26 protein-coding genes and 5 pseudogenes are annotated in these 25,761 nt (G+C 42.6%); 11 read left to right on the forward strand and 20 right to left on the reverse strand.

The genetic code is table 11. From position 1 onward, the window contains the following. Positions 1-9 precede the first annotated feature (9 nt). From yhbY to MHB72_RS14600, 4 genes are read right to left on the reverse strand one after another with little or no spacing between them, the layout of a single operon-like run. Positions 10-300, reverse strand: coding sequence for a ribosome assembly RNA-binding protein YhbY (gene yhbY, locus MHB72_RS14585; protein ID WP_003183704.1), 291 nt, complete (start codon positions 298-300; stop codon positions 10-12). Then, entirely contained in the window at positions 294-1,130 is an 837-nt protein-coding gene (gene aroE / locus MHB72_RS14590) for a shikimate dehydrogenase (protein WP_020452280.1), read from the reverse strand. The genes yhbY and aroE overlap by 7 nt, the downstream gene beginning before the upstream one ends. Positions 1,131-1,149: 19 nt before the next feature. After that, positions 1,150-2,250, reverse strand: coding sequence for a ribosome biogenesis GTPase YqeH (gene yqeH / locus MHB72_RS14595; protein WP_020452281.1), 1,101 nt, complete (start codon positions 2,248-2,250; stop codon positions 1,150-1,152). Between the two features lie 3 nt (positions 2,251-2,253). Further along, entirely contained in the window at positions 2,254-2,772 is a 519-nt protein-coding gene (locus MHB72_RS14600; RefSeq protein ID WP_020452282.1) for a YqeG family HAD IIIA-type phosphatase, read from the reverse strand. Positions 2,773-3,140: 368 nt separating this feature from the next. On the opposite strand from MHB72_RS14600, the gene MHB72_RS14605 reads away from it, so the two are divergent. Continuing rightward, positions 3,141-3,281 (forward strand): sporulation histidine kinase inhibitor Sda, encoded by a 141-nt coding sequence (locus tag MHB72_RS14605; RefSeq protein ID WP_003183713.1) that lies wholly within the window; start codon positions 3,141-3,143, stop codon positions 3,279-3,281. Between the two features lie 114 nt (positions 3,282-3,395). Here MHB72_RS14605 and MHB72_RS14610 read toward each other — a convergent pair whose 3' ends face one another. From MHB72_RS14610 to MHB72_RS14625, 4 genes are all read right to left on the reverse strand, one after another. Next, entirely contained in the window at positions 3,396-3,551 is a 156-nt protein-coding gene (locus MHB72_RS14610) for a hypothetical protein (protein WP_023855260.1), read from the reverse strand. 77 nt (positions 3,552-3,628) lie between these two features. Further along, a complete protein-coding gene (locus MHB72_RS14615; RefSeq protein WP_020452283.1) occupies positions 3,629-4,360 on the reverse strand; it encodes an SGNH/GDSL hydrolase family protein in 732 nt (243 codons plus the stop codon). A gap of 144 nt (positions 4,361-4,504) precedes the next feature. Then, positions 4,505-5,266: a GNAT family N-acetyltransferase gene (locus MHB72_RS14620; RefSeq protein ID WP_216920006.1), complete on the reverse strand. Its 762-nt coding sequence runs from the start codon at positions 5,264-5,266 to the stop codon at positions 4,505-4,507. Between the two features lie 31 nt (positions 5,267-5,297). Next, entirely contained in the window at positions 5,298-5,669 is a 372-nt protein-coding gene (locus MHB72_RS14625; RefSeq protein WP_025811122.1) for a DUF2294 domain-containing protein, read from the reverse strand. A gap of 307 nt (positions 5,670-5,976) precedes the next feature. On the opposite strand from MHB72_RS14625, the gene fdhF reads away from it, so the two are divergent. Both fdhF and MHB72_RS14635 read left to right on the forward strand, forming a co-directional pair. Continuing rightward, positions 5,977-8,916, forward strand: coding sequence for a formate dehydrogenase subunit alpha (gene fdhF, locus MHB72_RS14630; RefSeq protein WP_216920003.1), 2,940 nt, complete (start codon positions 5,977-5,979; stop codon positions 8,914-8,916). Between the two features lie 21 nt (positions 8,917-8,937). Beyond that, a complete protein-coding gene (locus MHB72_RS14635) occupies positions 8,938-9,417 on the forward strand; it encodes a DUF1641 domain-containing protein (protein WP_216920001.1) in 480 nt (159 codons plus the stop codon). 76 nt (positions 9,418-9,493) lie between these two features. Here the strand turns inward: MHB72_RS14635 and MHB72_RS14640 are convergent, their stop codons facing one another. Then, positions 9,494-9,673 (reverse strand): hypothetical protein, encoded by a 180-nt coding sequence (locus MHB72_RS14640; protein WP_023855265.1) that lies wholly within the window; start codon positions 9,671-9,673, stop codon positions 9,494-9,496. 272 nt (positions 9,674-9,945) lie between these two features. Here MHB72_RS14640 and sigK point away from each other — a divergent pair, with 272 nt between their 5' ends. The 4 genes from sigK (at position 9,946) to MHB72_RS14660 (ending at position 12,950) form a co-directional block, all read left to right on the forward strand. Further along, positions 9,946-10,671, forward strand: coding sequence for an RNA polymerase sporulation sigma factor SigK (sigK, locus tag MHB72_RS14645; RefSeq protein WP_023855266.1), 726 nt, complete (start codon positions 9,946-9,948; stop codon positions 10,669-10,671). A 673-nt stretch (positions 10,672-11,344) separates the two neighbouring features. Next, positions 11,345-11,824 (forward strand): hypothetical protein, encoded by a 480-nt coding sequence (locus MHB72_RS14650; protein WP_023855267.1) that lies wholly within the window; start codon positions 11,345-11,347, stop codon positions 11,822-11,824. A gap of 33 nt (positions 11,825-11,857) precedes the next feature. After that, positions 11,858-12,325, forward strand: coding sequence for a hypothetical protein (locus MHB72_RS14655; RefSeq protein WP_026579257.1), 468 nt, complete (start codon positions 11,858-11,860; stop codon positions 12,323-12,325). 67 nt (positions 12,326-12,392) lie between these two features. Beyond that, positions 12,393-12,950: a hypothetical protein gene (locus MHB72_RS14660; protein ID WP_023855269.1), complete on the forward strand. Its 558-nt coding sequence runs from the start codon at positions 12,393-12,395 to the stop codon at positions 12,948-12,950. A gap of 327 nt (positions 12,951-13,277) precedes the next feature. Here MHB72_RS14660 and MHB72_RS14665 read toward each other — a convergent pair. Next, a pseudogene (locus MHB72_RS14665) lies at positions 13,278-13,385 on the reverse strand (YolD-like family protein); the annotation flags it as partial. 506 nt (positions 13,386-13,891) lie between these two features. Here MHB72_RS14665 and MHB72_RS14670 point away from each other — a divergent pair. Next, positions 13,892-14,197 (forward strand): annotated as a pseudogene (locus MHB72_RS14670) (sigma-70 family RNA polymerase sigma factor); the annotation flags it as partial. Between the two features lie 172 nt (positions 14,198-14,369). On the opposite strand, the gene MHB72_RS14675 reads toward MHB72_RS14670, so the two are convergent. Then, on the reverse strand, positions 14,370-14,900 hold the full coding sequence (locus MHB72_RS14675; RefSeq protein ID WP_216919999.1) for a GNAT family N-acetyltransferase: 531 nt from the start codon (positions 14,898-14,900) through the stop codon (positions 14,370-14,372). A 135-nt stretch (positions 14,901-15,035) separates the two neighbouring features. Here MHB72_RS14675 and MHB72_RS14680 point away from each other — a divergent pair. Continuing rightward, positions 15,036-15,315 (forward strand): annotated as a pseudogene (locus MHB72_RS14680) (sigma factor-like helix-turn-helix DNA-binding protein); the annotation flags it as partial. A 170-nt stretch (positions 15,316-15,485) separates the two neighbouring features. On the opposite strand, the pseudogene MHB72_RS14685 reads toward MHB72_RS14680, so the two are convergent. Both MHB72_RS14685 and MHB72_RS14690 read right to left on the reverse strand, forming a co-directional pair. Next, positions 15,486-15,911 (reverse strand): annotated as a pseudogene (locus tag MHB72_RS14685) (hypothetical protein); the annotation flags it as partial. A gap of 74 nt (positions 15,912-15,985) precedes the next feature. Then, entirely contained in the window at positions 15,986-16,510 is a 525-nt protein-coding gene (locus MHB72_RS14690; protein ID WP_216919997.1) for a GNAT family N-acetyltransferase, read from the reverse strand. 681 nt (positions 16,511-17,191) lie between these two features. Here MHB72_RS14690 and MHB72_RS14695 point away from each other — a divergent pair. Then, positions 17,192-17,500 (forward strand): annotated as a pseudogene (locus tag MHB72_RS14695) (hypothetical protein); the annotation flags it as partial. A 133-nt stretch (positions 17,501-17,633) separates the two neighbouring features. On the opposite strand, the gene MHB72_RS14700 reads toward MHB72_RS14695, so the two are convergent. Next, on the reverse strand, positions 17,634-18,449 hold the full coding sequence (locus MHB72_RS14700; RefSeq protein WP_216919995.1) for a Cof-type HAD-IIB family hydrolase: 816 nt from the start codon (positions 18,447-18,449) through the stop codon (positions 17,634-17,636). A 60-nt stretch (positions 18,450-18,509) separates the two neighbouring features. Beyond that, positions 18,510-19,838, reverse strand: a complete 1,329-nt coding sequence (locus MHB72_RS14705) for a 6-phospho-beta-glucosidase (RefSeq protein ID WP_105980235.1) — start codon at positions 19,836-19,838, stop codon at positions 18,510-18,512. Positions 19,839-20,047: 209 nt separating this feature from the next. On the opposite strand from MHB72_RS14705, the gene MHB72_RS14710 reads away from it, so the two are divergent. After that, complete coding sequence (locus MHB72_RS14710) at positions 20,048-20,785, forward strand: MurR/RpiR family transcriptional regulator (protein ID WP_216919993.1); 738 nt, start codon at positions 20,048-20,050, stop codon at positions 20,783-20,785. 269 nt (positions 20,786-21,054) lie between these two features. On the opposite strand, the gene MHB72_RS14715 is transcribed toward MHB72_RS14710, so the two are convergent. From MHB72_RS14715 to MHB72_RS14735, 5 genes are all read right to left on the reverse strand, one after another. Continuing rightward, complete coding sequence (locus MHB72_RS14715; RefSeq protein ID WP_216919992.1) at positions 21,055-22,263, reverse strand: CynX/NimT family MFS transporter; 1,209 nt, start codon at positions 22,261-22,263, stop codon at positions 21,055-21,057. After that, entirely contained in the window at positions 22,260-22,952 is a 693-nt protein-coding gene (locus MHB72_RS14720; RefSeq protein ID WP_105980233.1) for a FadR/GntR family transcriptional regulator, read from the reverse strand. Before MHB72_RS14720 ends, MHB72_RS14715 begins: the two co-directional genes overlap by 4 nt. Positions 22,953-23,316: 364 nt before the next feature. Beyond that, positions 23,317-23,886, reverse strand: a complete 570-nt coding sequence (locus MHB72_RS14725) for a flavin reductase family protein (protein ID WP_216919990.1) — start codon at positions 23,884-23,886, stop codon at positions 23,317-23,319. Positions 23,887-24,127: 241 nt separating this feature from the next. Next, entirely contained in the window at positions 24,128-24,973 is an 846-nt protein-coding gene (locus tag MHB72_RS14730; RefSeq protein WP_216919988.1) for a MerR family transcriptional regulator, read from the reverse strand. A 407-nt stretch (positions 24,974-25,380) separates the two neighbouring features. Continuing rightward, positions 25,381-25,755 (reverse strand): UPF0715 family protein, encoded by a 375-nt coding sequence (locus tag MHB72_RS14735; RefSeq protein WP_216919986.1) that lies wholly within the window; start codon positions 25,753-25,755, stop codon positions 25,381-25,383. Positions 25,756-25,761: the final 6 nt, after the last annotated feature.

Consider the following 25,761-nt stretch of genomic DNA (forward strand, 5'->3'; position numbering starts at 1 on the left):
CTTTAAGCGTTAAGGAAGCTCAATTTTTTTATTTTCTTTCGACTCCTTATACAGCACGATAATGTTTCCGATCGTCTGCACCAGTTCGGCGCGTGCTCCGCCCGCCAGCGCTTCGGCTACTTCCTCTTTAGGCTGCTCGCAGTTTTGCAGCACGCTCACCTTGATTAATTCCCTGGCTTCAAGCGCTTCACTGATTTGTTTGACCATGTTTTCGTTGACTCCGCCTTTACCGACTTGAAAAATCGGTGACAGATGATGCGCTTCCCGGCGCAAATAGCGTTTTTGTTTTCCTGTTAGCATGATTTTCCTCCTAGTTGCTGCAACACAATTGATTTCATTTTTTCCATATTAGGCTCATGTCCGGTCCACAGCTCAAAAGCAAGGGCTGCCTGGCCGATGAACATGCCGACTCCGTCCAATGTTTTCAAGCCTTTTGCTTCAGCCTCCTGCAGCAGGGCCGTTTTCAGCGGATTGTAGATAATATCGCATACAAGGCACGTTTCTTTCGCATTCGCCAATGAAAGCGGGGCAGCTTCGATGTTCGGGTGCATCCCGACCGACGTCGTTTGAATCACGATATCATATGCTGACAAGTCTGCTTCTGCTTCCTGCAACGACAAAGCACGTGCCTCTCCTTCAAAACGCTTAGTGAATGCTAGTGCCTTTTCAGGTGTACGATTCGCCACGTCCAGCTGCTTCGGCATCTCAGCTGCCAGAGTGGTAAATATCGCCCTCGCCGCACCGCCTGCCCCAATCAACAGTATCGAGAGCTCAGAAAGCGGACGATCAAGGGATGGCTTCAGCGATTTAAGAAATCCTGCTCCATCTGTATTATATCCGACCAGCCCTTCTTTTTCTCTTCTGACAGTGTTGACCGCCCCGAGAGCTTCGGCGCTTTCATCAATACGGTCGAGATGCTTCATGATCGATACTTTATGGGGGACCGTCACATTAAACCCTTGAATGCCAAGGGCCCGCATACCTTTCACAGCATCTTCAAGATCTTCGTTTTCCACGCGAAAAGCGTGATAATGTCCTTCTAAAGAAAGATCCTCCAAAGCCGCATTATGGATGTCCGGAGACATGGAATGAGCCACCGGATTGCCAATCAGTCCGTACATCGGTTTCATAACTCTCTCCCCTTAGCACTTATATTAGAGATCTGCGTAAAAACACGTGAACGCCTTTAGGCGCGTGGGCGACAATTTTTTGGTTCGCCTCTTGGACAGTTACCCAGCCGAGGCCCGAGAACACAACGTCCGTTTTCGGCTCTTTAATCGTAAACGTATGTTTAACAAGCTCCGGAAACGAGTCAAGATCTTCTTTTGCAGGGGGAGCAAGCATTTCCCCAGCGTGTTTTTCATACAGCTGATCCGCGTTTTCAAGCTTTGTTCTGTGGATGTTGAGTTCATTCGGCATATAGCATACAAACGAAGATCTGCCTCCGCTTGCATAATCAAACCGCGACAATGCGCCGAAAAACAGCGTCTGTTCTTCGTTCAGCTGAAAGGTGCGGGGCTTTAGCTCCTTCTTCGGCGTTAATATTTTCAGATCGCGTTTCGCGACATAGTGCGCCATTTGATGATGGTTGATGATTCCCGGCGTATCATACATCGCCGATCCATCATCCAGAGGAATTTCAATCGCGTCAAGCGTTGTCCCCGGATATTGAGATGTCGTAATAATGTCGCCCTCTCCGGAAACCTCTTTAATAATCCGATTGATAAACGTTGATTTTCCTACGTTCGTACACCCGACGACATATACGTCTTTGCCCTGTCTGTAATGTTCGATCGCGTCGATCGCATCTTTCATCCCCTGCCCGCGCCCGGCGCTGACGAGCAGCACATCAACAGGCCTTAAGCCGAGCTCTTTCGCTTCGCGCTTCATCCAGTTTACAAGGCGCTCGCGCTTGACTGATTTAGGGAGAATGTCTGCTTTGTTTCCTATTAATAAGATCGGATTGCCTCCGACAAAGCGGTTTAGGCCGTTGATCCAGCTTCCGTTGAAATCAAAGATGTCGACGATTTTCACGATAAGCGAATCCGTTTCCCCGATGCCGTGCAGGATTTTCAAAAAGTCATCGTCCGTCAGTGAAACATCCTGAATTTCGTTATAATTTTTCAATCTGAAGCAGCGCTGGCAGATGACATTATCTTTTAACAGCGATGCTTCAGGCGCGTAGCCCAGTTTATTTTTATCTTCGGTTTGAATGGCGACTCCGCATCCGATACAAACTACCTTTTCCATTCTTTAATCCTCCCACTGAATATGGCCTTTCCGTTTTAAAGCGCTGAGAATCCTGCGTTCCACCTGGCGGTTGAAACGCGTAAAAAAGCCGTCGGAAGCAGCCACAGGCACGACAAGAATGGTATGAAACCCATTGCGGTTCCCTCCCAGCACATCTGTCATGAGCTGATCTCCTATGACAACGACGTCTTCTTTTTTAAGACCCATATTTTTGACGGCTTTTCTGAAAGCTCTGCCCATCGGCTTTTTCGCTTTGTAAATAAACGGGATATTAAGCGGTTCAGAAAATATTTTGACGCGTTTTTCATTATTATTTGAGACAATTGTCACTTTAATGCCGTGCTCTTTCATCTCTTCAAACCACTCGATGAGACGCGGTGTAGCACTAGGCCTGTCCCATTCTACAAGCGTGTTGTCCAAATCCGTAATAATCCCTTTTACATTGCGCTCTTTTAGTTTTTCAGGGGTAATATGAAAAATATTTTTTACAAATTCATCCGGCAAAAAGAACTTTTTTAACACAAAGCCGCACCCTTTCCTTTCAATTACTGCTTCTTTTTTCAATGTGTCGAATCAAATCTAAAAGTGTCTTAAAAAATCGGCTGTCCGAAAAGTTTTCGACATATAATAGGATTCTTCAACAGGTGTGGATAAAATTACACACAGTATCCACTCATATTTCATCGACCTTTTATTAAATTATAAACATGATACCCACAAGTTATCCACTTTTTGGTGTGGATAACAGAACGATTGTTCTCGCCCAATATTCATGATAGATTATAGGTACTTCAAACAAAGATCATATAACTTAACATTTTATGCTTATTCCAAACAGGTTATTCCAATTTTTATGAGGAGGTGTCTTCCCCATTAAATGGGTACCGAGTATGAAAAAGCTGTCTGATGAACTTTTAATAGAATCATACATTAAAGCAAATGAGATGAATTTGAACCGCGAATTCATCGAGCTGATTGAAACCGAAATCAAAAGAAGGTCGCTCGGTCATCTGCTTTCCGTCTCTTCATAGCTCAAGCACTCCCGAGCGCTCTTGCCGCTTTTTTTCACTTAGGTTGATATTATATCACTTGAATAATACGCTTACTACTGTTTTTCATGAAAAAACACCTCTCTAAAAGAGGTGCTATTTGAAGAATCCGTGAGGACTAAGCCAGTAGAACCCGCCGATGACGAGCAGGACGACTAAAAGGACGACAACGAACGCATATCCGTATGCGGCGCCTGCATATCCGGGATAAGCCGGGTAAGAACACGGACCAGCGGGAAAAGGATATCCCATCGCATCATTCCTCCTTTAGACTGTTATAGTAACAGCCTATGAAGAAAAAGGAGAAATGGCTAGGCCTTTTACTTAAATCAAGAAGTTTTTATAACTTTACTTTCATTAATTCCTTCAAAAATAATTCGCGCGCCTTTTGGGGTTAAGTGATTTCCCGATGGGTCGATAAACCCCGAATGGATCAGCTTCTCATCTGTAGCTCCGCCTGCTTTTTTCACGATGTTTTTCCAGTTGTCGATCAGCGGCACATCAAGTTCACGCGCCGTTTCCCTTGTGACATCATTATAGGAATCGTGCCATTTGCGCGCTCCTCCGTATTTTTCAAACGAAGCAGCCCGGTATCTTGCATAATAAAAGATGTTGTCCCCGCTTCCTTCGACGATCGGCAGGCACGTCATTAATATCGGCTCTATTCCGCGGCGGCGGCTTTCTTTAACAAAATAATAGAGGTTTTCTTTAAACCTTTTTTTGGATACGCGCGGCAGCCCTTTCGCAAGAATTGCTGCATCATTTGTTCCGAACATAATAAAAAGATATGCCGGCTGCTCATCCAGCACATCCTTCCTGAACCGAAGCCTGGCGTCTTCTGTCGTTTCTCCGCCTATTCCCGCATTATTTATTTTGTACTGCCCTTGAAGGGAAGTCTGAAGTAAATTGACCCATTTTTCCGCTTTTGGATAATCGCGAAATTGCCAATTTGAGCCGCGTGTATTGCTGTCTCCAAATGCTACGACTTTTCTGGGATCGTCCTCTCCGCAGCCTGCAAGCAGAAGCAGAAAGATGAGGACCATCACCAAGCTTTTTTTCATTCGTTCCACCTCCAAAAGCCAATACTACGATCATATAGGAGAGAAGCTGCACTTTCAATGGGAGAAATCTCTGCCATCCTGCAAGCGTATAGTCCTTACTATGCATTTAACCTGTCCCCCCTGTTTAAAAACATTCGTATTGGTTCACGGTTTTCCGACAAACAATGTATATGTTTTGACAGGTCGAAAGCCTAATTTTTCAGCGAGGCGAATCGATGCAACGTTTTGCCGGTCGCAATCCCAGCGCGGTTTCAAGCGGTTCTCTATTGCATACGCGATAAAAGCGCCGGCGCAGCGGGCTGCAAACCCACGTCCCCTGTAATCCAGGTGTGTTACGATATCAACTTCGGCAAAGCGTTCCGAACAAAAAATGGTGACACATTCACTGGCGATCACACCTTCATGCGACACTTTAAATCCGAAACCGTTCTTCAAAAAACGGCCTGGCCCTCCCCAATACTCAATCGCGTATTTTTCCGTGAAATTCGCGCTTTTTTGAAAGTCATCTTCAGAAAATCTTTCAACACCGGCAAATGCGGCGCTGCGAACATATTCCTCTTTTCCAAGGAAAAATGACACGCGCTCCATTTGCTGCAGAGGATCGCCAAGCCCCCCAATTAAAAAGGCGTCCCACTCCTCAGAAGCCGAAAACACGGTAAAGCGCGCTCCGTTCCTCTGTTCATTCAAATAGTGAAGCCATTCGCTCCTTCCGCTGTCGGGGATATCTCCAGCGACATAATAAATCCCGGCAGCTGTTCGAAAAAGAACAGTGGCCGGTGTGAAGAAATCATCGACATAAACGTTTCCTTCGATAAGTCCTTCGGCTATCGCATGCGCGAATGTCGGACTTTCGTCTGTTAACAAAACCTTTGCTTTTCGTTTTTCACTCGATTTCAGTTCAATCATCATAACTCCTCCTCGAACTTGAGACCGATCGTCAAGCCCCGCTGGCTGATTCGGTGCCGTATTCAATATTGCGGTCAAAGATAAAAACAGACACCGCAATATCCTCCTGAATTTTGATGTCTGTAAAAAGGTGCTCGAGCTTCGCTCCGATGAGCTGCTCCATTCCCTCCGGCACGTGATTGGAGTAGTGTTTCTGAATCAGGGTCGTCCTTGCGGCATGGACCATTTCCCTTCCCTCCGACGTGCTTGCGATAAATTGCTCGCTCGCCGTCAAATTGCCGTAAAGCGTCGAAACTGCCATATTGTCGACAAAGACTGTGTGAATCCGTTCAGGCCCCTTGCCAAACAGCTCTTTTCGAAGCTTGCGGATCATATCGTTGAATTCGTGGATTTTTTTAGACATCATGCTTACCCCTTCCGTTTAAACCTTCCATCTGTCTCGATGTCCCCTTAGACATTTCACTTGGTTAAAATTTTCCTATTCTATTGAATTATAATCAATATCACTTTATAATAAAAGCCGGGCTGATGGATTTGTAATACCGTCGTGTTATGAATCTATCGAATTCTGACAATATAGGATTGGTCTGTTAGTAAGCTTTGCTAGTAAACTATTCCGCCATGTATGTTTATACCGCTTTCCACGCCAGGATTCGGTATATATGTACATGGCTTTTTTGATTTTGAAAAGATGATGGAGGGGAATAAAGATGGACGGAAAGCCAATCAGTGTCCGGATAGACGGCAAAGAAATTAAAGCAGCGGCCGGGGCAACCGTTTTAGACATATTGAACAAAAACGGGTTTGAACACCCGCAAATATGCCATGTTCCAGAGACGGATCCTATTCAAACGTGTGATACCTGTATTGTGGAAGCAGACGGAAAATTAAAGCGGGCATGCTCCCTGCGGGCAGAAGACGGAATGACGGTCAGCCTGTCTGGAGAACGGGTCAAAGCAGCACAAAAAGAAGCAATGGACCGCCTGCTCGAAAACCATTTGCTTTATTGTACGGTATGCGACAACAACAACGGCAACTGTACGCTACATAATACGGCAGAAATGATGGGAATCGAAGAGCAGAAATACCCTTACACGCCAAAAGAAGACCCGTCTTGCGCAGTCGATATGTCGCATCCCTTTTACCGCTATGATCCGAATCAGTGCATCGCATGCGGACAATGTGTTGAAGTGTGCCAAAACCTGCAGGTCAATGAGACGCTCTCAATTGACTGGGAGCGTGACCGTCCACGGGTGATCTGGGATGAAGGCGTTTCAATCAACGAGTCATCATGTGTCAGCTGCGGGCAGTGTGTCACGGTTTGTCCGTGCAATGCGTTAATGGAAAAATCGATGCTTGGAAAAGCCGGGTTCATGACAGGCATCAAACCGGATGTCATGGAGCCGATGATCGACCTTGTCAAAGATGTAGAGCCGGGATACAGCAGCATCTTTGCCGTTTCAGAAGTCGAGGCGGCGATGCGTTCACAGCGGATCAAAAAGACAAAGACCGTCTGTACATTTTGCGGTGTCGGCTGTTCATATGAAGTATGGACAAAAGGCCGTGACATCTTAAAAATTCAGCCGGTGTCAGAAGCTCCCGTCAACGCCATTTCGACGTGTGTGAAAGGGAAATTCGGATGGGATTTCGTAAATGCGGAAGAGCGTTTGACCAAACCGCTGATCCGCAAAAATGACGAATTTGTCGAATCAACTTGGGAAGAAGCGCTTGACTACGTCGCCCGCAGATTAGGCTCAATTCGGGAGCAGAGCGGAAAAGACGCCGTCGGGTTTATTTCGTCTTCAAAAATTACGAATGAAGAAAACTACTTGATGCAAAAGCTGGCGCGGCAAGTATTTGGCACGAACAATGTCGACAACTGCTCGCGGTACTGCCAGTCTCCGGCAACGGACGGATTGTTCCGCACAGTCGGCATGGGCGGCGATGCTGGCACCATTCAAGACATCGCGAAAGCAGGCCTCGTCATCATCGTCGGCGCCAACCCGGCCGAAGGCCACCCGGTACTGGCAACCCGTGTGAAGCGCGCCCATAAGCTTCACGGACAAAAGCTGATCGTCGCTGACCTTCGCAAAAACGAAATGGCCGAACGCTCGGATCTGTTTATCAGACCGCGGCAAGGAACTGATCAAGTATGGCTGATGGCCGTGACCAAGTATATGATTGACCAAGGCTGGCACGATCAAGCGTTTATCAATGAAAACGTCAATTTCTTTGAAGAATATAAGCAATCGCTTGAGACATACACCCTTGAATATGCAGAAAAAATCACAGGCATCAATCAACAGACGCTGATCCAAATCGCTGAGATGATCCGCGACGCCGACGGTACGTGCGTCCTCTGGGGAATGGGAGTCACCCAAAACACAGGCGGTTCCGACACGTCCGCCGCGATTTCAAACCTGCTTTTAGCTACCGGTAATTACCGCCGCCCGGGCGCTGGGGCGTACCCGCTCCGCGGCCATAACAATGTCCAGGGCGCATGCGACATGGGGACGCTTCCCGGCTGGCTTCCGGGATATCAGCACATTACAGATGACAAAGCGCGGAAGAAGTTCGAAAAAGCTTACGGCACAACAATCAACGAGAAACCCGGACTTGACAACATCGAAATGCTTCACGCCGTTGAAGAAGGCAAAATGAAAGCTATGTATATCGTCGGAGAAGATATGGCTTTAGTCGATTCAAACGCAAACCGGGTCCATGACATTTTATCAAGCCTTGATTTCCTTGTGGTTCAGGATATGTTCCTTTCGAAAACAGCCCAATACGCCGACGTTGTTCTCCCTGCGTCAGCTTCGCTTGAAAAAGAAGGAACTTTTACAAACACGGAAAGACGCGTCCAGCGATTGTATCAGGCCCTTTCGCCGCTCGGAGACGCAAAGCCGGACTGGGTCATCATTCAAGACATCGCAAACCGGCTTGGAGTTGACTGGCATTACAGCCACCCGGGAGATATTTTTTCAGAAATGGCAAGCCTGTCACCGCTGTTCGCAAAGGCCGATTATGACGCAATTGAAGGATGGAACAGCTTCCTGTGGGGCAGCCTGACCGGAGAAAGCACGCCTCTTTTATATGAAGACGGCTTTAACTTCCCTGACCGGAAAGCGCGCTTTGCCCTCGCAGACTGGACAGAGCCGGCCGAATTCCCTGAAGAATACGACCTTCACATTAACAACGGCCGAATGCTGGAGCATTTTCACGAAGGAAATATGACGAACAAATCGGCAGGCATCCAGGCGAAAGTGCCGGACGTCTTTGTTGAAGTCTCGCCTGAGCTTGCCAAAGACAGGGGCATCTGCGACGGATCGCAGGTCAGACTGATCTCGCCGTTTGGCGCCGTAAAATTAACCGCGCTTGTGACAGACCGGGTTAGAGCGAACGAGTTGTATTTGCCGATGAACTCGACAGATAAAGAATCTGCGATCAATTTCTTGACCGGCCCCGCAGTAGATGCGCGTACCAATACACCTGCTTACAAGCAGACAAAGGTGCGTATGGAAGTGCTCGGCGGATGCGCAGAACCGCCGCTTCCGAAAACAAATCCGCGCAATAAGAAGCGCCATCCGCAAAACGGAGCTGAAGTCGAGCGGAAATGGAAGCGTCCGGGGTACGTTCATTTAACAGACTAAATCAAAAGGAGGTCATCACACATGGCAGCTCCCATTACCGCTATCCGCAAAGAAGACAAATCTGAGGAGCAAATGAAGCTTGAAAAATTAGAAGAACTCAAAGCCCTTTTGGCTGAACAGGAAGCCGCCGTTTCAAAAACGATGAAGCTTCTCGGCGAACTGAACGGCCTCGGGGTCCTTGATGCCGCAGACAGCATGATCGGCGCAAAGGAAGATATCGCCAAAATCGTCCTCGGCCAGCTGTCTAAAGAGCCGGCCAAAAACCTGATGAATACAGCCATTGCGGCAGGCGGCGCTCTCTCCAAAGCTGAACCGGAAGTCATGGGGAAACTGGTAGAAAGCATCGTCGCCGGCACAAAACAAGGAGAAGACTTTTTAAAAAGCGATAAAAAAACCGGGGTCCTCGATCTGCTGAAAGCCATGAACGACCCTGACATCAACCGAGCCGTCGGCTTCGGTCTGCAATTTTTAAAAGGCATGGGAAAAGCATTGAAAGACTGACAAATAAGAAAACCGGCTCACCACTTTGAGCCGTTTTTTCCTATTGGCGATAGAAGCACCGTCGCTTTCTACCGCCTCATTTGCTGTGTGTTTCATCTTTTTTATTCAGCGATTCTTTTAAAATATTAAAAACTGCCACTGCAATAACGACAGTCATTAACCCTGTCGTCAGCAGATTTGGGAAGGTTTCCTGAACCCCGATCATGACTACGCTCAGCACAATCAACGAAAGTATGAACAGACGTTTGTTTTTCATCTGCCGCACCGGACTAACTGATTGATAGCGTTTACCCTATGGTGAACCGTCCGGCACCCTCACCTCCTTGCCTTTATTATCCCGCTATTGTTAACTTTTGTAAACGATTAAAAAATGGAAGCGGTTGCAAAAACAAGCGGCTGCATGCCGAACAGAACGCCGAAATATTTGGCAGTCCGGCAATTTTGCCGCGTACAGACACAGACATCCCCCCTCCCACATACATTTACATATAGGCTTCTGCCTACATACATTATGTGGAGGTGCCGATAATGACAGGTGTTTTTGCAGCGCTCGGTTATGTCATCAAGGAACTCGTTTTTTTAGTATCATATGTGAAAAACAATGCCTTTCCACAGCCGCTGTCAAGCAGTGACGAAAAAAAGTACTTGGAGCTGATGGCCCAGGGGGATGAACACGCGAGAAACATGCTGATCGAGCATAACCTCCGGCTGGTCGCCCACATCGTCAAAAAATTCGAAAACACAGGCGAAGATGCAGAAGACCTGATTTCCATTGGAACGATCGGGCTGATCAAAGCGATCGAAAGCTATTCAGCCGGAAAAGGAACAAAGCTCGCCACTTATGCGGCACGGTGTATAGAAAACGAGATTCTCATGCATTTGCGCGCATTGAAAAAAACGAAAAAAGACGTCTCCCTCCATGACCCGATCGGCCAGGACAAAGAAGGCAACGAAATCAGCCTCATCGATGTCCTCAAATCGGAAAACGAAGACGTCATCGACACCATCCAGCTCAACATGGAGCTTGAAAAAGTCAAAAAATACATCGACATTCTGGACGGACGGGAAAAGGAAGTAATCGTCGGCAGATTTGGCCTTGATTTGAAGAAAGAAAAAACGCAGCGCGAAATCGCGAAGGAGCTTGGGATTTCGCGGAGCTATGTGTCGCGGATTGAAAAGCGCGCGCTGATGAAGATGTTTCATGAGTTTTATCGGGCGGAGAAGGAGAAGCGGAAGCGTGCGAAGGGAAAATAAAATATAAGAAGGCCAGGAAGTAGATAACCCTGGTCTTTTTTTGCTTATTTAAATCGCAAACTACTTTGAAAGGGCAGAATCTGTACCAATTGCTAGTTACCTACAACACTAGAAGTATAAATCTATAGCTACAGCCTCCACTGTGTCGAATATAGGGGGAACTTAATAAGGTTCCTCCTCCTTTTTTAAGAGTAAAAGTATTATAGCACCTCTCTCCCAAAATAATAGGCTTTAACATTGCTAAAGGTCAATTGAGTTTGGTTTTAGAAAACTTATTTGGCCTTTATGAAATTAGTCATCACTAAGCCTTTAACCTGCACTGATTGAGTCCTGGTAAAGTTCATTAGAAAGTCTTATTTTGATTAAAAATAGATTATTAAACAAAAGGCGAAAGGGAAGGTAGAGATGGAAGGGGATAATATTTATTAGTACATTATTCTCCTCTTATAAAGAGTCTCATATGACAGATAAGCTATACACAATTATATTTTTTGAACTTTTTAATAATGTAAATTATGTAAATAAATATTATTCCTTTTTCCTATTTACCCATATTTTTACTACTGATAGAATAATCACAAGGAGGTGGGAATTCATACCAAAGCAAACAATTACAGGTTGTAACCTAAATACATAGTCACTGGTTTGCTACTAATTATATGTAGAGGAGGAAATGATTATCAATAGACTAGCTAAAGGATTCATAGTAATAGCTTCTTTAGCCCTTGGCTCTACTTCCTTTGTCCAGTCATCTCAAGCTAAGGAAAATGATGAGATTGATACTAATGCCACTGGAACATCCGTACCCATTGTTTATACTGTAGATAGTCTGTTCACACCAAAGGTTGAATTACAAAATAAAAACTCTGCTACAAAGCCTGTTAAAGATGCTATCCGGGCAGTTCTAAAGAATAAAGCAAAGCTTTTTCAACTTGTAGAAAGGCTTGCAGGAAAGAAAGTAAGAAATGAACTTGAAGAAAGGTTTACAAAGTATATAGAACCCGTACTAAAAGACCTTTTAGATGAGTATTATGCCTTTGGGTGGTCTGATGTCCAAAATAAGCTATATAATTCGCTTAAAAAATCAGGACTTTCTAACATAAATGCCAAAGTTTTAGCATATTGGACAACCATTGCAATTAAATCGTTTTAAAATTATTCATAATATAATAGGAGATAAATATATATGAAAAATAAAAAGAGAATAGCTTCAGTGGTTCTAAGCGCCACGCTTCTTACATCTTTCTTAGGCACATCAGGTGCATTAGCATCTGAAAAAACAGCGTCATCTACTCCTGTTGCTATGAAAGTGACTGTTCATAAAGGGGTACAAAACGCTATCAAGTCACAGAATGTACCTGTTAAAACAGTAGCTACTGCTAATGGGAATTTTCAAACTCAAGGCGCAGTGTCATGGACTTATAAAGCCTTTAAATTAGCTCTCCGCTCAGGAGGTTGGGTTTTATCGCAAATGCTTAGACCTTTGTCTCCAAAGGCCGCCGCATGGGTTAGAAAAAACTCTGCTAAAGTAGCTAAGTTGATGGATAAAGGCGAAAAATGGACTGAGAATCAGTTTTATAATGGACTGAGAGGCATTGGCTGTCCGCCTGATGTGGCAAGAGCATTGGCAAAATTCATTATTACGCTGATTTAACGAATAAAAAATTTAAGAAAGTGCTGTTAGTTCCCCACTAATGGCACTTTTCTAATGGAGGTCAAAGATGACTATCTTTACAGCAATAACTCTAGCTATACTTTCATGTTTGGTTATTTCCTGTGTTTTGTTTTTACTTTTGATTAAAAAGGGGGTTATAGATAATCCCCCAAACACCTTGGCGTTCATATCTTTTATCCTCCTCATAGGCTTTTGTTTATTCTTTGCCATGGCAGTTCCTAGCCTAATTATTTATTTTGTTTCTTTAGGTGTTAATCATTTCTTAGGCGACTATGTAAATTATAGCTCTAGGTCTGATTTATACATATTTTCTTTATTAGTAAGCGCATTAGCACTTGTTTACATGCTTATACTTATGGCAGTTATAAAAGGACTCTCAATATTTCTTAGAATTCCTAAGTGGATAACTTATATATTTGAGTTTGCTGTTGCGTGGATAGCCGTTTATTTCTCCATAGAGTATGTTACAAATAGCCATCTAAGTAATGTATCCATATTTCAAGGTGGAGAGTTACTTTTATCCTTTTTTATTACATTTCTATTCTTAGGGTGTGACATTCTTTTTTCTAACCTAGATGAGATATCAAGGGAAAAGTTAGGATAGGCACAGTAAAAAATACTGTGTCTATATAAATATTTAGAGAAGGAGAGATCAGAATTTTTCAGTGGGGAGAAGAAAATGGGATAGGTAGTGCATGTGGGGCTAGGTGTAGACACTTCCCCTCTTGCACAAGGAAAGGCTGCAGGTGTGTAGAAAAAGCTCTTTGGTGCATCATCTACAACATCAAAAGAGCTGGGAGCAATTTAGATAGAGTAATGGACATTATCATTCAGCAGAAGAATGTAAGTGGATATAGACGAAGGAGTATCAGTGACCGTATAAACTACACGACTCCATTTTAGAAAGGTCATTAAAAATGATATGACAACCAACCGGCTTTTTCACTTTATCAAGACTTTCATGATATTCTTTGAGCAATTCAACGTGTTCCGGTAACATCATTGACACCCATTTGATACTTCCTCTGTCCCGCAGCATACACAATTTTCCTTTCTAACTTTAATCTCAATCGTGCGGTTCCGGCGTTTGTATAAAAAACTTCGTGTAGAAGTGCTGACGAGCCGTACCGTTCTCTGAAACCGTCCATAACGTACCCAAGTATTCGCTTTTTTCTTGATCAGGGCGAAATAGATTGAGCTTGATTAAATTGTCTCCCGAATATTGGAAAGAGAAACTGAAATTTCTTTGTTTTCACATCTCGGCATGCCCAAAAACTCGTGTCAAGACAGAGTTTTGCCAGCAGCGTATTCGGTTCAATTCCAACAGTTCATGGCAAACCAAATTATCTTTTCATGTCATCTTTAATTTTCATTGCAATTGTTTGTGCGTCTCCCCACATATTTTCAAGACCGTTACTTTCATACGTGTGAATAGCATCATGGGGGACATACCAAATACGTATGTATGTTTCTTTTTTAAATAACGTTAAACTTAAAAATTCTTTATTACTTTAATACAACAAAAACGGATAACCTCTAGGAGTCAACGAAATCAGCCTCATCGATGTCCTCAAATCGGAAAACGAAGACGTCATCGACACCATCCAGCTCAACATGGAGCTTGAAAAAGTCAAAAAATACATCGACATTCTGGACGGACGGGAAAAGGAAGTCATCGTCGGCAGATTTGGCCTTGATTTGAAGAAAGAAAAAACGCAGCGCGAAATCGCGAAGGAGCTTGGGATTTCGCGGAGCTATGTGTCGCGGATTGAGAAGCGCGCGCTGATGAAGATGTTTCATGAGTTTTATCGGGCGGAGAAGGAGAAGGGGAAGAAGGCGAAGGGGAAATGATGCCGAAGAAAAGGCCGGAGAATAAAATCCGGCCTCTTTTTAGGGATCTTTACGTGAATAAACCTTTTATAAGCAGCCTCAAAACCTAATGTAGCAAACGGAAACTAGATACTATCTTCGAATAAATCCGATTACCAATACAAAAAAATAACGTTTTATTTAACTACGTTAATTAATTTTGTGGAAGAAAAGAATAAACATATGTATCATATACCTTTCCGTTTTGATACATATATCTTTTTAAAATACCCTCTTTTTGAAATCCCATTTTTGTCAATAAGTTGTTTGAAGCTGTATTTTCAGTAAACACAACCGCACCTATTCTTGTTAAACCTAAAGTTTCAGAGGCATGTGAAAGGACTTTGGATAATGCCTCAGACATATATCCCTTTCTCCAGTAATTCGGGTGAATTTCATAACCTATTTCTGCACGTTTGTGTTTTGGAGACCATGCGTTTAATCCAATTGTCCCAATCAACCCTCTTTCGCCTTTTCTTTCAATTCCCCAACGAATTCCTTTTTTCTCTTCAAAGTTTTTAGCGAAAAAATCCACAAAGCCTCTTGCTTGATCAATAGTTTCTAACGAGTCTTGGCCATAAAAACGTGTGACAATATCATTCGAAAAACAAGCAAAAATCCCCTCTGCATCATCGTAAGTTATTTCTCTTAAAATTAGTCTTTCTGTTTCTAAAGTAGGAAACATTTAACCTTCCTCCTATCTATCTTATATCAAACCTTTAACTAACACAGTCTCATATTCCAAAATTATAACAAAAACGAACGATAATTACTTTTATTAATGAAAGAAGGCTCAGGAATAAACAGATAACTTGCGAGTGGCAACGAAATCAGCCTAATCGATGTCCTCAAATCGGAAAACGAAAACGTCATCGACACCATCCAGCTCAGGCACAGAGCTTGAAAAAGTCAAAAAATACATCGATATTCTGGACGGACGGGAAAAAGAAGTCATCGTCGGCCGCTTCGGCCTTGATTTGAAGAAAGAGAAGACGCAGCGGGAAATCGCGAAGGAGCTCGGGATTTCGCGGATTGAAAAGTTCACGCTGATGAAGATGTTTCATGAGTTTTACCGGGCGGAGAAGGAGAAGCGGAAGTGAGATCAATGAAGAGACTAGGAATAATATAAAACCCAGCCTCTTTTTATGTGAGCTAATTTGGCTGGGTAACGGATGCGTCTTCTTCTACTCGATGAAGTTTCACCGTATGGAATAAATCAGCCAATTTTGATTGCTCTTGGAGCGTGTCAACTTCACTAGTGACCATTTGTTTATTTAGTTTTTTTTATGTGTGAGATGAAGATTATGGCAAGGACAATTGTAGATACTAAGAACCCGGCATGATAAACTTTAAGCTATTCGCAATCGTTGGTTGCAATCCTTCCATGACAGTTGCGCCAACGGTTGCGATCACAGCTGACCCAAAGCTTGAGCCAAGTGTTTTCAATATTATTAATACCGATACCTGCTTCTGGAAGTTGTTTTCTGTCAAGCCTGTATAAGCGTCACTCGTCAACGGAAGATTAATTCCCGATACTGGTGCCGCGGATGAACAATACGATGGAAATCCAAATCAAACTTGTTTTATCAGTGATAAAGATAAGCGGAAAAACAAGACTGACCATAACCACGTATTTCGCACCAATCTTATCAATCATTTTTCCGATCATTGGTCTAGTAACAAGCATCCCGACTCCCCAAAGCAACCAAACAGATTTTTTTATTTCATCTGCCTACCTTTAGGGGAGCATATAATAACACGTAGATCATTTTATAACAAAAAACCATTTATATCCGTCCAGCCGATAGCAATAGCTTTGAAATAATCTTCACCGAATTGTATTTGTTTTGTTGTGCTCTGCCTTCCACCTAATTTTTCATAAAAATTTATCGATGGATTACCGGCTAAAACCCATACCATTAATGATTTTATGTTTTTCTTTACAAGCTCCTCTACAATCGCCTTCATTAGTCGAGATCCGATTCCTTTTTTCTGATACTGTAACAACAGATAAATCGCGGAAACTTCACCCTTATATTTGCTAAGATGATCGCGGTTTGGACCTCCGGAAGCAAAGCCTATAATTTTACCGTCGGTTTCTTCTGCAACATAAACAATATCTTGATTTTCAGGATCACTTAATGAAGTTCTCCAAAGCTTTGCCTGATTTTCGACAGAAAGCTTAGATAACGTGTCATCAGGCAATACTCCTTGATATGTGGTTTTCCAACTTTCCACATGAACTTTGGCAATTGAATTAGCGTCTGACACTTTGGCTTTTCTTATTAAAATCATTTTTCCTCCTATAATTAATATTTTTCTTAAAGGGGATATCGCAAATATCGGCGGCTTCTCTTAAATGGTTAAAATCTGAATATATCTTTTATTGGATTACATCGAAGGTCTAGGGGTATTGTTTTGAAGAAGGCCTCACCTTACACCTGGCAATTCTTCAATCAAATTATTTCGGAAGTAGAGCTTCCTGAGATATATCTTCCCAAGATTCTGGGTTACATTTATATTTTATTAGCTTCCCTGAATTGATATAATAAGCAACATTGTTTTCGGGATCTTGAATTAAAATGCTAATTTCCATTGATTCCTCAACAGGAGTTATCTCTGTCAGTTCTTGCAATAACTCTTCATGCTAATGAAGTTAGGGTCAAAACTGTTTGTTTTACTCTGCTCGCAGGAACCCTTATCTATACCTGTCAAAGAAATTGCCGCTCCAATTGTTACAGTCCCCTTGTATACTTCTATGTATGCTGTTCATGCCCGTTGACGGAGTCATAAAACAAGTACCTGCAAAAAAAGTGCTACTCTCCCAATTCAATATCCAAATCACTACCTTTTATTTTATAAAAAGGAATTATTTACGCAATACTTTTGTCAATGTCAATTCCCCAAACGCTTTTGGTAAAACTCTTTTTATCTGAACTTTTCACCTGAATTCCAAACAGGTAATCTATGGGCCGCCACCAAATCAGCCTCATCGATGTCCTCGGGATCAAAAAACGAAGACGTCATCGACACCATCCAGCTCAGGCACAGGCTTGAAAAAGTCAAAAAATACAACGACATCCTCGACGGCAGAGAATAAGAAGTCATCGCCGGCGCCTCGGCCTTGATTTGAAGAAAAAAACGCAGCGCGAGATCGCGAAGGAGCTCGGGATTTCGCGGAGCCCCGAATCTGAAAAGCGCGCGTTAATGAAGATATTTCATGGTTTTTTCCGGGCGGAGAAGGAAGAAAGCCTAGAGAAAGTGATCCCGCAGAAGCCGGCCTAACAATCCGGCGTCTATTTCATTAAGCTTTCAATTAAAGCGAAACCTATGCAGCTAAGGTATTGAAACATCTATTTTTCAACAAAAAAAGCCTATGAAGCGATAAGACATTTCATAAGCTTTTTCCATTTTAGAATTATGATATAAACGGTTCTTCATTTTTAAGAATGGCGTCTATGGCATTTAAGACGCCTTCCTCGTTATTGGATTGTGTTATATATCGGGAAGCATCTTTAATCATTTTCTGGGCATTCTCCATTGCTATTCCATACTGAACAGTGGAAATCATCTCCAGGTCGTTTCCGCTGTCTCCAAATGCAGCTGACTCATAATTACGAATGCCCCACCGCTCTTGAAGGATTTTAATCCCGCTTGCTTTATGAAGGCCGGGTATAATCAAATCGATGTCGCCGTGTCCGCTTGATACGGGAGTAACGAGAGAACCGATTGACTTTTTCAAGCCGCGTAAAAGTCCTGAAACATCCTTCGTGGAAAAGCTTGTGGCGAACTTGAATATTTTATCATTCAGATTTTCGAAATGAGGCACTTTTTGCAGTTTATGATAATATTTACGAGCATGCTTATATGCATCGACGCGAACATCTTCATGTATATAAGCACTTTTTTTTCCGCAAACAATTAGATTTGTGTATTCATACTTTTCTATAACATCGATAACTTTTTTTATCGTTTCTTTAGACATTTCGCCTGAGAATATTTCTTTTCCCGAATCTATTACGTAAGCACCGTTCTCAGCAACGAAAGCTATTTCATTTTTAATTGATGGAAAAAAGGATTTAAGCTGATCATATTGATTGCCGCTTGCAACCACAAATTTTATTCCCCGTGCTTTTAATTCATGATATTGTTTCATAAAACGATCATTGTTATATTTCATGTCATCGTCCAAAAATGTTCCATCCATATCAACCGCTATTAGTTTTATGCTCACTTTTTCCTCCTTATCAGCTGAACATAAAGTGAACGCCCAATTTAACCAACTGCTCCCCCCTTATGCTTCTATTTTTTTAAAAAACCTTGGCAAATGCTCTTTATGCGCTTCAAGCATTTCATCTAAAATCGCTTTGCCGATTTTATCAGAAGGGACAAGCGGATTGATCGTCATCGCCAGCAAAGCTGTATCATAGCTTCCTGTTACAGCGGCTTCGGCGCCTACTCGTTCAAATGACTTGATTTGCTGAACGAGTCCCCGGACTGCAACTGGCAGATCACCATGAACGATTGGCCTTGGACCTTCCTTTGTAATCACACAGCTTACTTCAACCGCAGAGTCATCCGGAATACTTGCAATCGCTCCATTGTTGATTGTGTTAACCGGCTGAATATCACGTTTATCGTTATAGATAGACGAAACGAGACGAACGGCTGCGTCGCTGTAATACGCACCGCCGCGCTCCTCTAATTGAGGCGGTTTAACGGCCAGGTCGGGATCTTTGTACAGCTCAAATAATTCCTCTTCAAGCTTCTGAACGACTTCAGCTCTCGTTGTTCCCTTTTTAAAGTTTTCCAATTCTTTTTGCAGCATTTCATCTGTCTTATAATAGTACATATGATATGGACAGGTTAATACATTTAAGGCCCGAATAAATTCCGGCTCCCAGCCTTGCCCTTCGATGTTTTTTACAAAACTGCTGTTCTCCGGATCTGATAACAGCTCCATCACTTTCTCTTTTACACTGACTCCGTCGACGTATACATCCAATCCATATACCATATGATTGAGACCGGCGAAATCAATGCGAACCCGTGAATGATCAACATCCAAGAGCTTGGCGATCCCCATCTCAATTCCGATTGGAACATTGCACAAGCCGACGATTTTCTTATGGTCAGTGTAGCGAAGGACAGCTTCGGTCACCATTCCGGCAGGATTTGTAAAGTTGATTAACCAGGCATCCGGACATAGCTCTTTCATATCTTTTACAATATCCAATATAACCGGAATGGTACGCAGTCCCTTAAACAATCCGCCCGGTCCGTTTGTTTCTTGGCCTAAAACCCCGTGACTCAAAGGTATTCTTTCATCCTTTGCACGGGCATCAAGCAGCCCTACGCGAAACTGAGTCGTAACAAAATCGGCATTGTGTAAAGCTGATCTCCTGTCAAGCGTTAAATGAATTTCAATTGGAAGACCGGCTTTTTCAATCATTCTTTTCGCAAGGTTTCCGACGATTTCTAATTTTTCTTTTCCCGCTTCAATATCTACCAGCCATAATTCTCGAACCGGCAATTCATCGTACCGTTTGATAAACCCTTCTACTAATTCAGGAGTATAACTCGATCCCCCGCCTATCGTGACAATTTTAATTCCTTGTGTCATCCTCTTTACACCTCCGGGTAATTTAGCAAAAGTACTTATGGATCAATTGTATCTGCAGATGAGCAAGCCGGTAAATAAGCCGGTAACATGTTGTTTTTAATCACACAAGAAGTCATTTGTTGCACATATGTAACACTATGTTTCTTAGGAAGCAGGTATGCTAAGATGGAGTTAGCAGAAAGGGTCAAGGGAAGGAGAGCCCCGCATACATGTTTACACACGAGATCATCGCTTCGTTTAATGAACTGGAAACTTCTTTATACAATTACATTTGTCAAAATGGCGAGAAAGTCGTCTATATGCGAATCCGCGAATTGGCAGATGAAACGCACGTATCAACAGCCTCCATTCTGCGTTTCTGTAAAAAACTAAATTGTGAGGGTTTTTCGGAATTTAAAGTAAAGCTTAAAATGCAGTTAGAAAAAAATAAAAAGACGGTATTGAAGAGTTCCCAACATTCAATAGCCGAGTTTTTTGAGAGAACGTTAAAAGGAGACATTGAAGAAAAGATTGCGGAGGCCGCGCTTCTAATTACCAAAGCGGAGAGTGTCATTTTTATCGGCGTAGGAAGCTCAGGTATTCTTGCCGAGTACGGAGCAAGGTACTTCTCATGTTTAGGCAAATTTTCAATGTATATTAAAGATCCTTACTTTCCGACACATTCCCAATTCCGCCGCAATAGCATCACGATTGCTTTATCCGTCTCAGGTGAAGGCCATACTACAGTCACTCATCTTCATCAGCTCAAGCAAGAAGGAAGTAAAGTGATCAGTATTACAAATCATAAGCACTCCACCATTGCCAGAATATCCGACATTAATATCTCGTATTACGTGACGGAAGAGTGGTTTGAAAATGCTAATATTACTACGCAAATCCCCGTTATGTATATTTTGGAATCAATGGCTCGTGAAATACATAGGCTTAGTAATAAACAATCGAATTGATAACTTTGGCCTGATCTAGTATCTACTTGTGATCGCCCTTAAACATTCCTTAAGTTACAGTAGATATTTCATTAGCTTTACCAGCGGAGAAGCGGAAGAAGGGGAAATGAAGAAGAAGCCGGTCCATAAGTTCCGGCTTCCCTTTTATTTCACCAGGCCCTCAACCTAGCTATTGCAATTGATTTGACTTACACCAATTCAATTTATTTTTATTTATTCTGGGCAGTTCATGAGCTCTTTCAGCAAGAGTTTTGCTGAAACAGAGCCCTTTATACCGTTTGATTTTTTGACGCGCCCAGACCGAATATGAACAGCAGAATGCTGACCATAAGCAACAGTAATATTGGGAGGTTCCAGCTTGCCGTGACATCATGGAGCAAACCAAACAAGATCGGTCCTGTTGCAGCCAGCAAATATCCGACAGATTGGGACATACCAGACAAAGAAGCCGCATCGGTGGCATCTTTCGTCCGCAAGCTTAAAAAGATCATAGCCAAACTGAACGCACATCCCCCAGCAATTCCGAGTAAAATTGTCCAGAACAAAATAAGTGCATTATTGCCAAAATAAAGGCCACCTAATGAAACAAAAAACAGGACAGTCATGATGACAACCAGCAAACGCTGGTTCTTCATGCGTCCCGCAACGATTGGTACGATGAATGATACGGGAAGCGAAGCAAATTGAAATAGCGATAGCATCCAGCCAGCGCTGTCTTCATTCAAGCCCCGGCTTGTCATGACTTCAGGTAACCAAGCGATCAATACATAGAAAAGCAAAGACTGCAATCCCATAAAAAGTGTAATTATCCATGCCAACGGTGAACGCCACAGACTTCGCCGCGTCGACGCACCGCTAGTTGTTATTCCGGCTGACGCGTGACTCGCCCGCGCTTTAGGAAACCAGAATAGTGCGGCTATCAGAGCGAGCAGACCCCAGATTCCAAGTGCGCCATTCCAGCCAAAACCGAGATTGCGGGCGAGCGGGACGCTTACACCGGAGGCTATCGCACCGCATAAATTCATCGATACTGAATACAGTCCTGTCATCAAACCGACATTATGAGAAAAATCCCGTTTAACCAGACCTGGAATTAGCACGTTGCACACCGCAATCGCAAGCCCAAGCAAAACGGTGCCTGCAAACAAAGGAACTGTTGCGGACAGAGAGCGGACAGCGATACCTATCATGAGCAGAACCAATGCATAAAGTATAATCCGTTCCATCCCGAAGCGGCGCGCCAAGATAGGTGCGAAGGGGGAAAGAAGCGAGAAAGCAAGCAACGGCAATGTCGTGAGCAAGCCTGCCGCAGTATTTGATAATCCAAGGGACTCGCGAATCGAACCTACCAGTGGACCTACCGATGTCAGCGGTGACCGCATCGTCAGTGAAATAAGGACAATGCCTATGATGATCGGCAAACTCAATGAGAACGAAAGCTTTGCCTCAGTTGGCTTTGTACCACTTTGTACGCTCATAGCCGCTCCCCCTCTTCACCGGCAATAACATCCTTCGATTCCCCGATATAGCGATGAACTGCTTCCACGGCACGAGCAGCGTTTTGACCAACAATCGCTTCGACCAGTTGACGGTGCATTTCCAAGAAATCCGCATCTACTTCATAACGGGTCAGGCTTGTAATCGAATCTTGTAACGCTTCGGCGATATGACTGTATATTTCAATCAATATTTCATTATGAGATGCCTTGACAATATTTTGATGCAGATCAATATCGGCCGCTACAAAGCTATCAATGTCACCGAGTTCTGCCGCTGCCTCGCAGCGTTCCAGCTGAAGAAGAAGGTCGCGCGCCTCGTCATCGGTTCTGCGTTGTGCAGCAAGATGAGCTCCCTCTCGTTCGAGTGCATATCGAACTTCTAATGTTTGCAGCGTATCTGATCGCAAAATGCGTTTTTTCAACACGGCTCCCAAGGCACTTGAAGAGCAGACATAAGTTCCGTCACCTTGTTTCGTCTTCAAGAGTCCCGCATGTATCAATGCCCGAATTGCTTCCCTTAATGTATTGCGGCTAACATTCAACTCGTTCATCAACTCCGGCTCGGCAGGAATGCGCATCCCGACACCCCACTTACCAGATTCGATCATACTTTCTATTTGTAGTGCGACTTGCTCAACCAGCGTCTGCCGGTTTGTTTTCTGAAGCATGTGTCTATCCTCCTGTAATGCATTTATCAAACATAGGATGTTTGGTTATTTGGAATTTTATCATGCCTATGAAATTAAGACAACAAAAGTAACTTAATAATAGGATTAATGAAGATGAATTTTAACTTGCAATTTTCCCAAAACAAAAACAGATAGTCTGCAAATGGAAATTTAAATACCTTTTGGAGGGTAAAATGAATTGAGCCTTAGAAATATAAAAAGACCGCAAAGCCTTCTTAAAGAGAAGCGTTGCGGTCTTTGGTCTCTTTTTTACTTCGTATAAGTCAATGAGTTCCAGCGGAGTCCGCTGCAGATACATTCATTGATTGGTTTCCTCTACTCTATGCGGAGAAACCTGAATGTTTCAATCAGTTTTGGGATAAAAAACGTGTTGACGCTCCTCTGCTTGACTATTTAATATTCGATAGCTGGCCCCTCCAATATGAAGCGGAACATCCAATTTCTCTAAATTCGGCATACCATTTTTTAAGAAAAGCTCTTGATCTTGATATCTCTGTAAAACTTCTCCCGCAATCCACTCTTGATCGCCCAAAGTGGAAATACTGTGTACTTTACACTCATAAGCGAAATACGCATCAGTTAAAATCGGTATCTCAGCTTTTAGTCCTTCTTCGTATTGAATATGAAATGCTTCAAACTTATTTAAATCTCTGCCGCTATGGGTGCCTAATGCTTGAATGAGTTCCGAACATCTCCCCGGAAGAAAATTCACACCGAAAACGCCGCTTTTCTCAATCAATTTGTAAGTATATGTCTCTTTATTTATCGATATCCCATACATTCCGGGAGAAGATCCAATATACGTATGCCACCCGGAAGCCATTGCGTTTTTTTCACCTTTATATTGAGCCGTAACGACAGCTACCATTCCAGGGTAGGCGTACCAAATGGGTTCATCTATCGGTGCTCTCATCTTCATCGCTCCTTTTGTTTTAGATTCATTAAATTTGAGAGGCACACATCTAAGTCGCCAGGTACTTCTTCAGATGAACCATTCGTTTAGAATTTAATAAATGGGCTTCCAGCAGGCTTTTTGGCATGAGTAACCGAAGCGTCTTATTTTCTGCCATTTTTATACATCCTCCCTTTCGAATATTCATCAGAACGATGCATAAATCATAAACCCTATAGCAACTATAGGGTCAAGGAAATTGTTATTTTTTCCGCACTCTAAATTCTGTGAGGAAGTCTTCTTCTTTTAATGAGTTATAGCTGTTTGGAAAAGAAACTTGATATACTTTTCCATCCGTTTGAATACCATGTGATTCAATAAAATGGTACAGTTTTTGATAGTAGTCAAAATAATTTGTTGCCGTGCAATCAAATGAAATACATACATATTCGCCGGATGGGATTGTATCTATCCTCATGTTTTGTTCCCCTGTATCTATCTTTACTCCATCATAAATCGTCGTATAAACGCTGTTGCAATAAATGTCACCGGAATCTTTATAAGGCTTTAAATCATAAATAAGTCCATAATAGTTATCAACGATATCTCCTCTTTCTTCAAGAACTTCAGCCAATTTTCGGTAATACAAATCTGATTGGTCATGAGGATTCACTTGAGGTGCCCCTGCTTTTAAAATGGTTTGGCTTCCTATATGTCGAACATAAACCAGACCTTCTTCTTTCTTAGTGCGGATCTCCAATTGTTCATGAAGCTGGTTCTTTCTTCTTTGAAGCAATTGCCTGGCACGTTCGAGTTTTTCCATCTCACGCTCAATCACGCTTTCTTGCTCCTCAAGAAAGGCTTGCATCAGTTCGGGGGTACATGTATGTGAAATCATGCGCTTAATTTCTCCCAACGGCGTTTTAATAGATTTGAGATATTTTATAACATCTAAATAAAAGAACTGTTTAACATGGTAATATCGATAGCCATTATCCCGGTCTGTGCATTGAGGCTTGAAAATTCCGATCTTATCATAATAGCGTAATGTTTGAATGGAAATGTTATTTAGACGGGCTGTTTCCCCGATTGAAAAATATTCCTTCATCAATCTCATCCTTTCTTTTTTGCTAGTTCCAAGAATTCTTTCTTCGACTATACTATGACCTTCAACTGAACGATCTTGAGAAAAACCTGTTTAAGACGATCTTCTTTTTTCGTTCTTTGTTCAACATATCCACCAAGAAATGATCTTTCCTGTCTCATAACGATTGCTCGTTATGCAGGCACAAAAGAGAACAGCCATATCCTAATAAGGATGTGGCTGTTTTCATCGTTGGTGCTGGCTGGTTTAGTTGTATCTTATTAAGTAAGTGATGTTTCTAGATGAACGACCAAAAAAAGGTTTAATTTGAAAAAATATGTATATTTTCTTGAAATTATCATTTTTCATGGTACAATTGACTCGCACAAATAAAAAGTAAAGGGGTGAAATTTGACTTAATCTTATGTGCTCTATTTCTTTTGTCTAAAAACAGAGTCCCAAAACCAATAAATTAATGCCAAAAGAAAACTAAAAAGATATAGTTTATACGAAACAAAAGCAGTCAGACCGTAATTAGTCAATAAGGCTAAAACCCCACAAACGACAAGAGAAACTATAAAGTAAGTCAACAAATACCATCCATGAAATTTTTTTGGTTTGCGATTTAGAAAGATTTGTATCGGTGTAGCAAAGATTAAATAAGCAACAAACATAAACAAACTTATCGCTCCAAAAGACGAAAAACCAAACCCTTCTAAGAACATCAACGTGTAGACAATTGCCGCTGATACAACTGAAAAAACAACTGTACATAAATAACTAATAATCCCACCAAAAATACGCATTAATCA

The sequence above is a fragment of the Bacillus sp. FSL K6-1284 genome (assembly GCF_038002625.1).
GTDB classification, from domain to species: Bacteria; Bacillota; Bacilli; order Bacillales; family Bacillaceae; genus Bacillus; species Bacillus paralicheniformis.

Coding starts and splice junctions, on each gene's coding strand:
- MHB72_RS14650 (WP_023855267.1), top strand. CDS start 11,345: ATGATTATCAATAGACTAGCTAAAGGATTCATAGTAATAGCTTCTTTA.
- MHB72_RS14710 (WP_216919993.1), top strand. CDS start 20,048: ATGTTTACACACGAGATCATCGCTTCGTTTAATGAACTGGAAACTTCT.
- MHB72_RS14705 (WP_105980235.1), bottom strand. CDS start 19,838: ATGACACAAGGAATTAAAATTGTCACGATAGGCGGGGGATCGAGTTAT.
- MHB72_RS14715 (WP_216919992.1), bottom strand. CDS start 22,263: ATGAGCGTACAAAGTGGTACAAAGCCAACTGAGGCAAAGCTTTCGTTC.
- MHB72_RS14635 (WP_216920001.1), top strand. CDS start 8,938: ATGGCAGCTCCCATTACCGCTATCCGCAAAGAAGACAAATCTGAGGAG.
- yhbY (WP_003183704.1), bottom strand. CDS start 300: ATGCTAACAGGAAAACAAAAACGCTATTTGCGCCGGGAAGCGCATCAT.
- sigK (WP_023855266.1), top strand. CDS start 9,946: ATGACAGGTGTTTTTGCAGCGCTCGGTTATGTCATCAAGGAACTCGTT.
- MHB72_RS14720 (WP_105980233.1), bottom strand. CDS start 22,952: ATGCTTCAGAAAACAAACCGGCAGACGCTGGTTGAGCAAGTCGCACTA.
- MHB72_RS14730 (WP_216919988.1), bottom strand. CDS start 24,973: ATGAAGGAATATTTTTCAATCGGGGAAACAGCCCGTCTAAATAACATT.
- MHB72_RS14620 (WP_216920006.1), bottom strand. CDS start 5,266: ATGATTGAACTGAAATCGAGTGAAAAACGAAAAGCAAAGGTTTTGTTA.
- MHB72_RS14640 (WP_023855265.1), bottom strand. CDS start 9,673: ATGAAAAACAAACGTCTGTTCATACTTTCGTTGATTGTGCTGAGCGTA.
- MHB72_RS14690 (WP_216919997.1), bottom strand. CDS start 16,510: ATGATTTTAATAAGAAAAGCCAAAGTGTCAGACGCTAATTCAATTGCC.
- MHB72_RS14605 (WP_003183713.1), top strand. CDS start 3,141: ATGAAAAAGCTGTCTGATGAACTTTTAATAGAATCATACATTAAAGCA.
- MHB72_RS14735 (WP_216919986.1), bottom strand. CDS start 25,755: ATGCGTATTTTTGGTGGGATTATTAGTTATTTATGTACAGTTGTTTTT.
- MHB72_RS14615 (WP_020452283.1), bottom strand. CDS start 4,360: ATGAAAAAAAGCTTGGTGATGGTCCTCATCTTTCTGCTTCTGCTTGCA.
- MHB72_RS14655 (WP_026579257.1), top strand. CDS start 11,858: ATGAAAAATAAAAAGAGAATAGCTTCAGTGGTTCTAAGCGCCACGCTT.
- yqeH (WP_020452281.1), bottom strand. CDS start 2,250: ATGGAAAAGGTAGTTTGTATCGGATGCGGAGTCGCCATTCAAACCGAA.
- MHB72_RS14675 (WP_216919999.1), bottom strand. CDS start 14,900: ATGTTTCCTACTTTAGAAACAGAAAGACTAATTTTAAGAGAAATAACT.
- MHB72_RS14660 (WP_023855269.1), top strand. CDS start 12,393: ATGACTATCTTTACAGCAATAACTCTAGCTATACTTTCATGTTTGGTT.
- fdhF (WP_216920003.1), top strand. CDS start 5,977: ATGGACGGAAAGCCAATCAGTGTCCGGATAGACGGCAAAGAAATTAAA.
- MHB72_RS14625 (WP_025811122.1), bottom strand. CDS start 5,669: ATGTCTAAAAAAATCCACGAATTCAACGATATGATCCGCAAGCTTCGA.
- MHB72_RS14610 (WP_023855260.1), bottom strand. CDS start 3,551: ATGGGATATCCTTTTCCCGCTGGTCCGTGTTCTTACCCGGCTTATCCC.
- aroE (WP_020452280.1), bottom strand. CDS start 1,130: ATGAAACCGATGTACGGACTGATTGGCAATCCGGTGGCTCATTCCATG.
- MHB72_RS14725 (WP_216919990.1), bottom strand. CDS start 23,886: ATGAGAGCACCGATAGATGAACCCATTTGGTACGCCTACCCTGGAATG.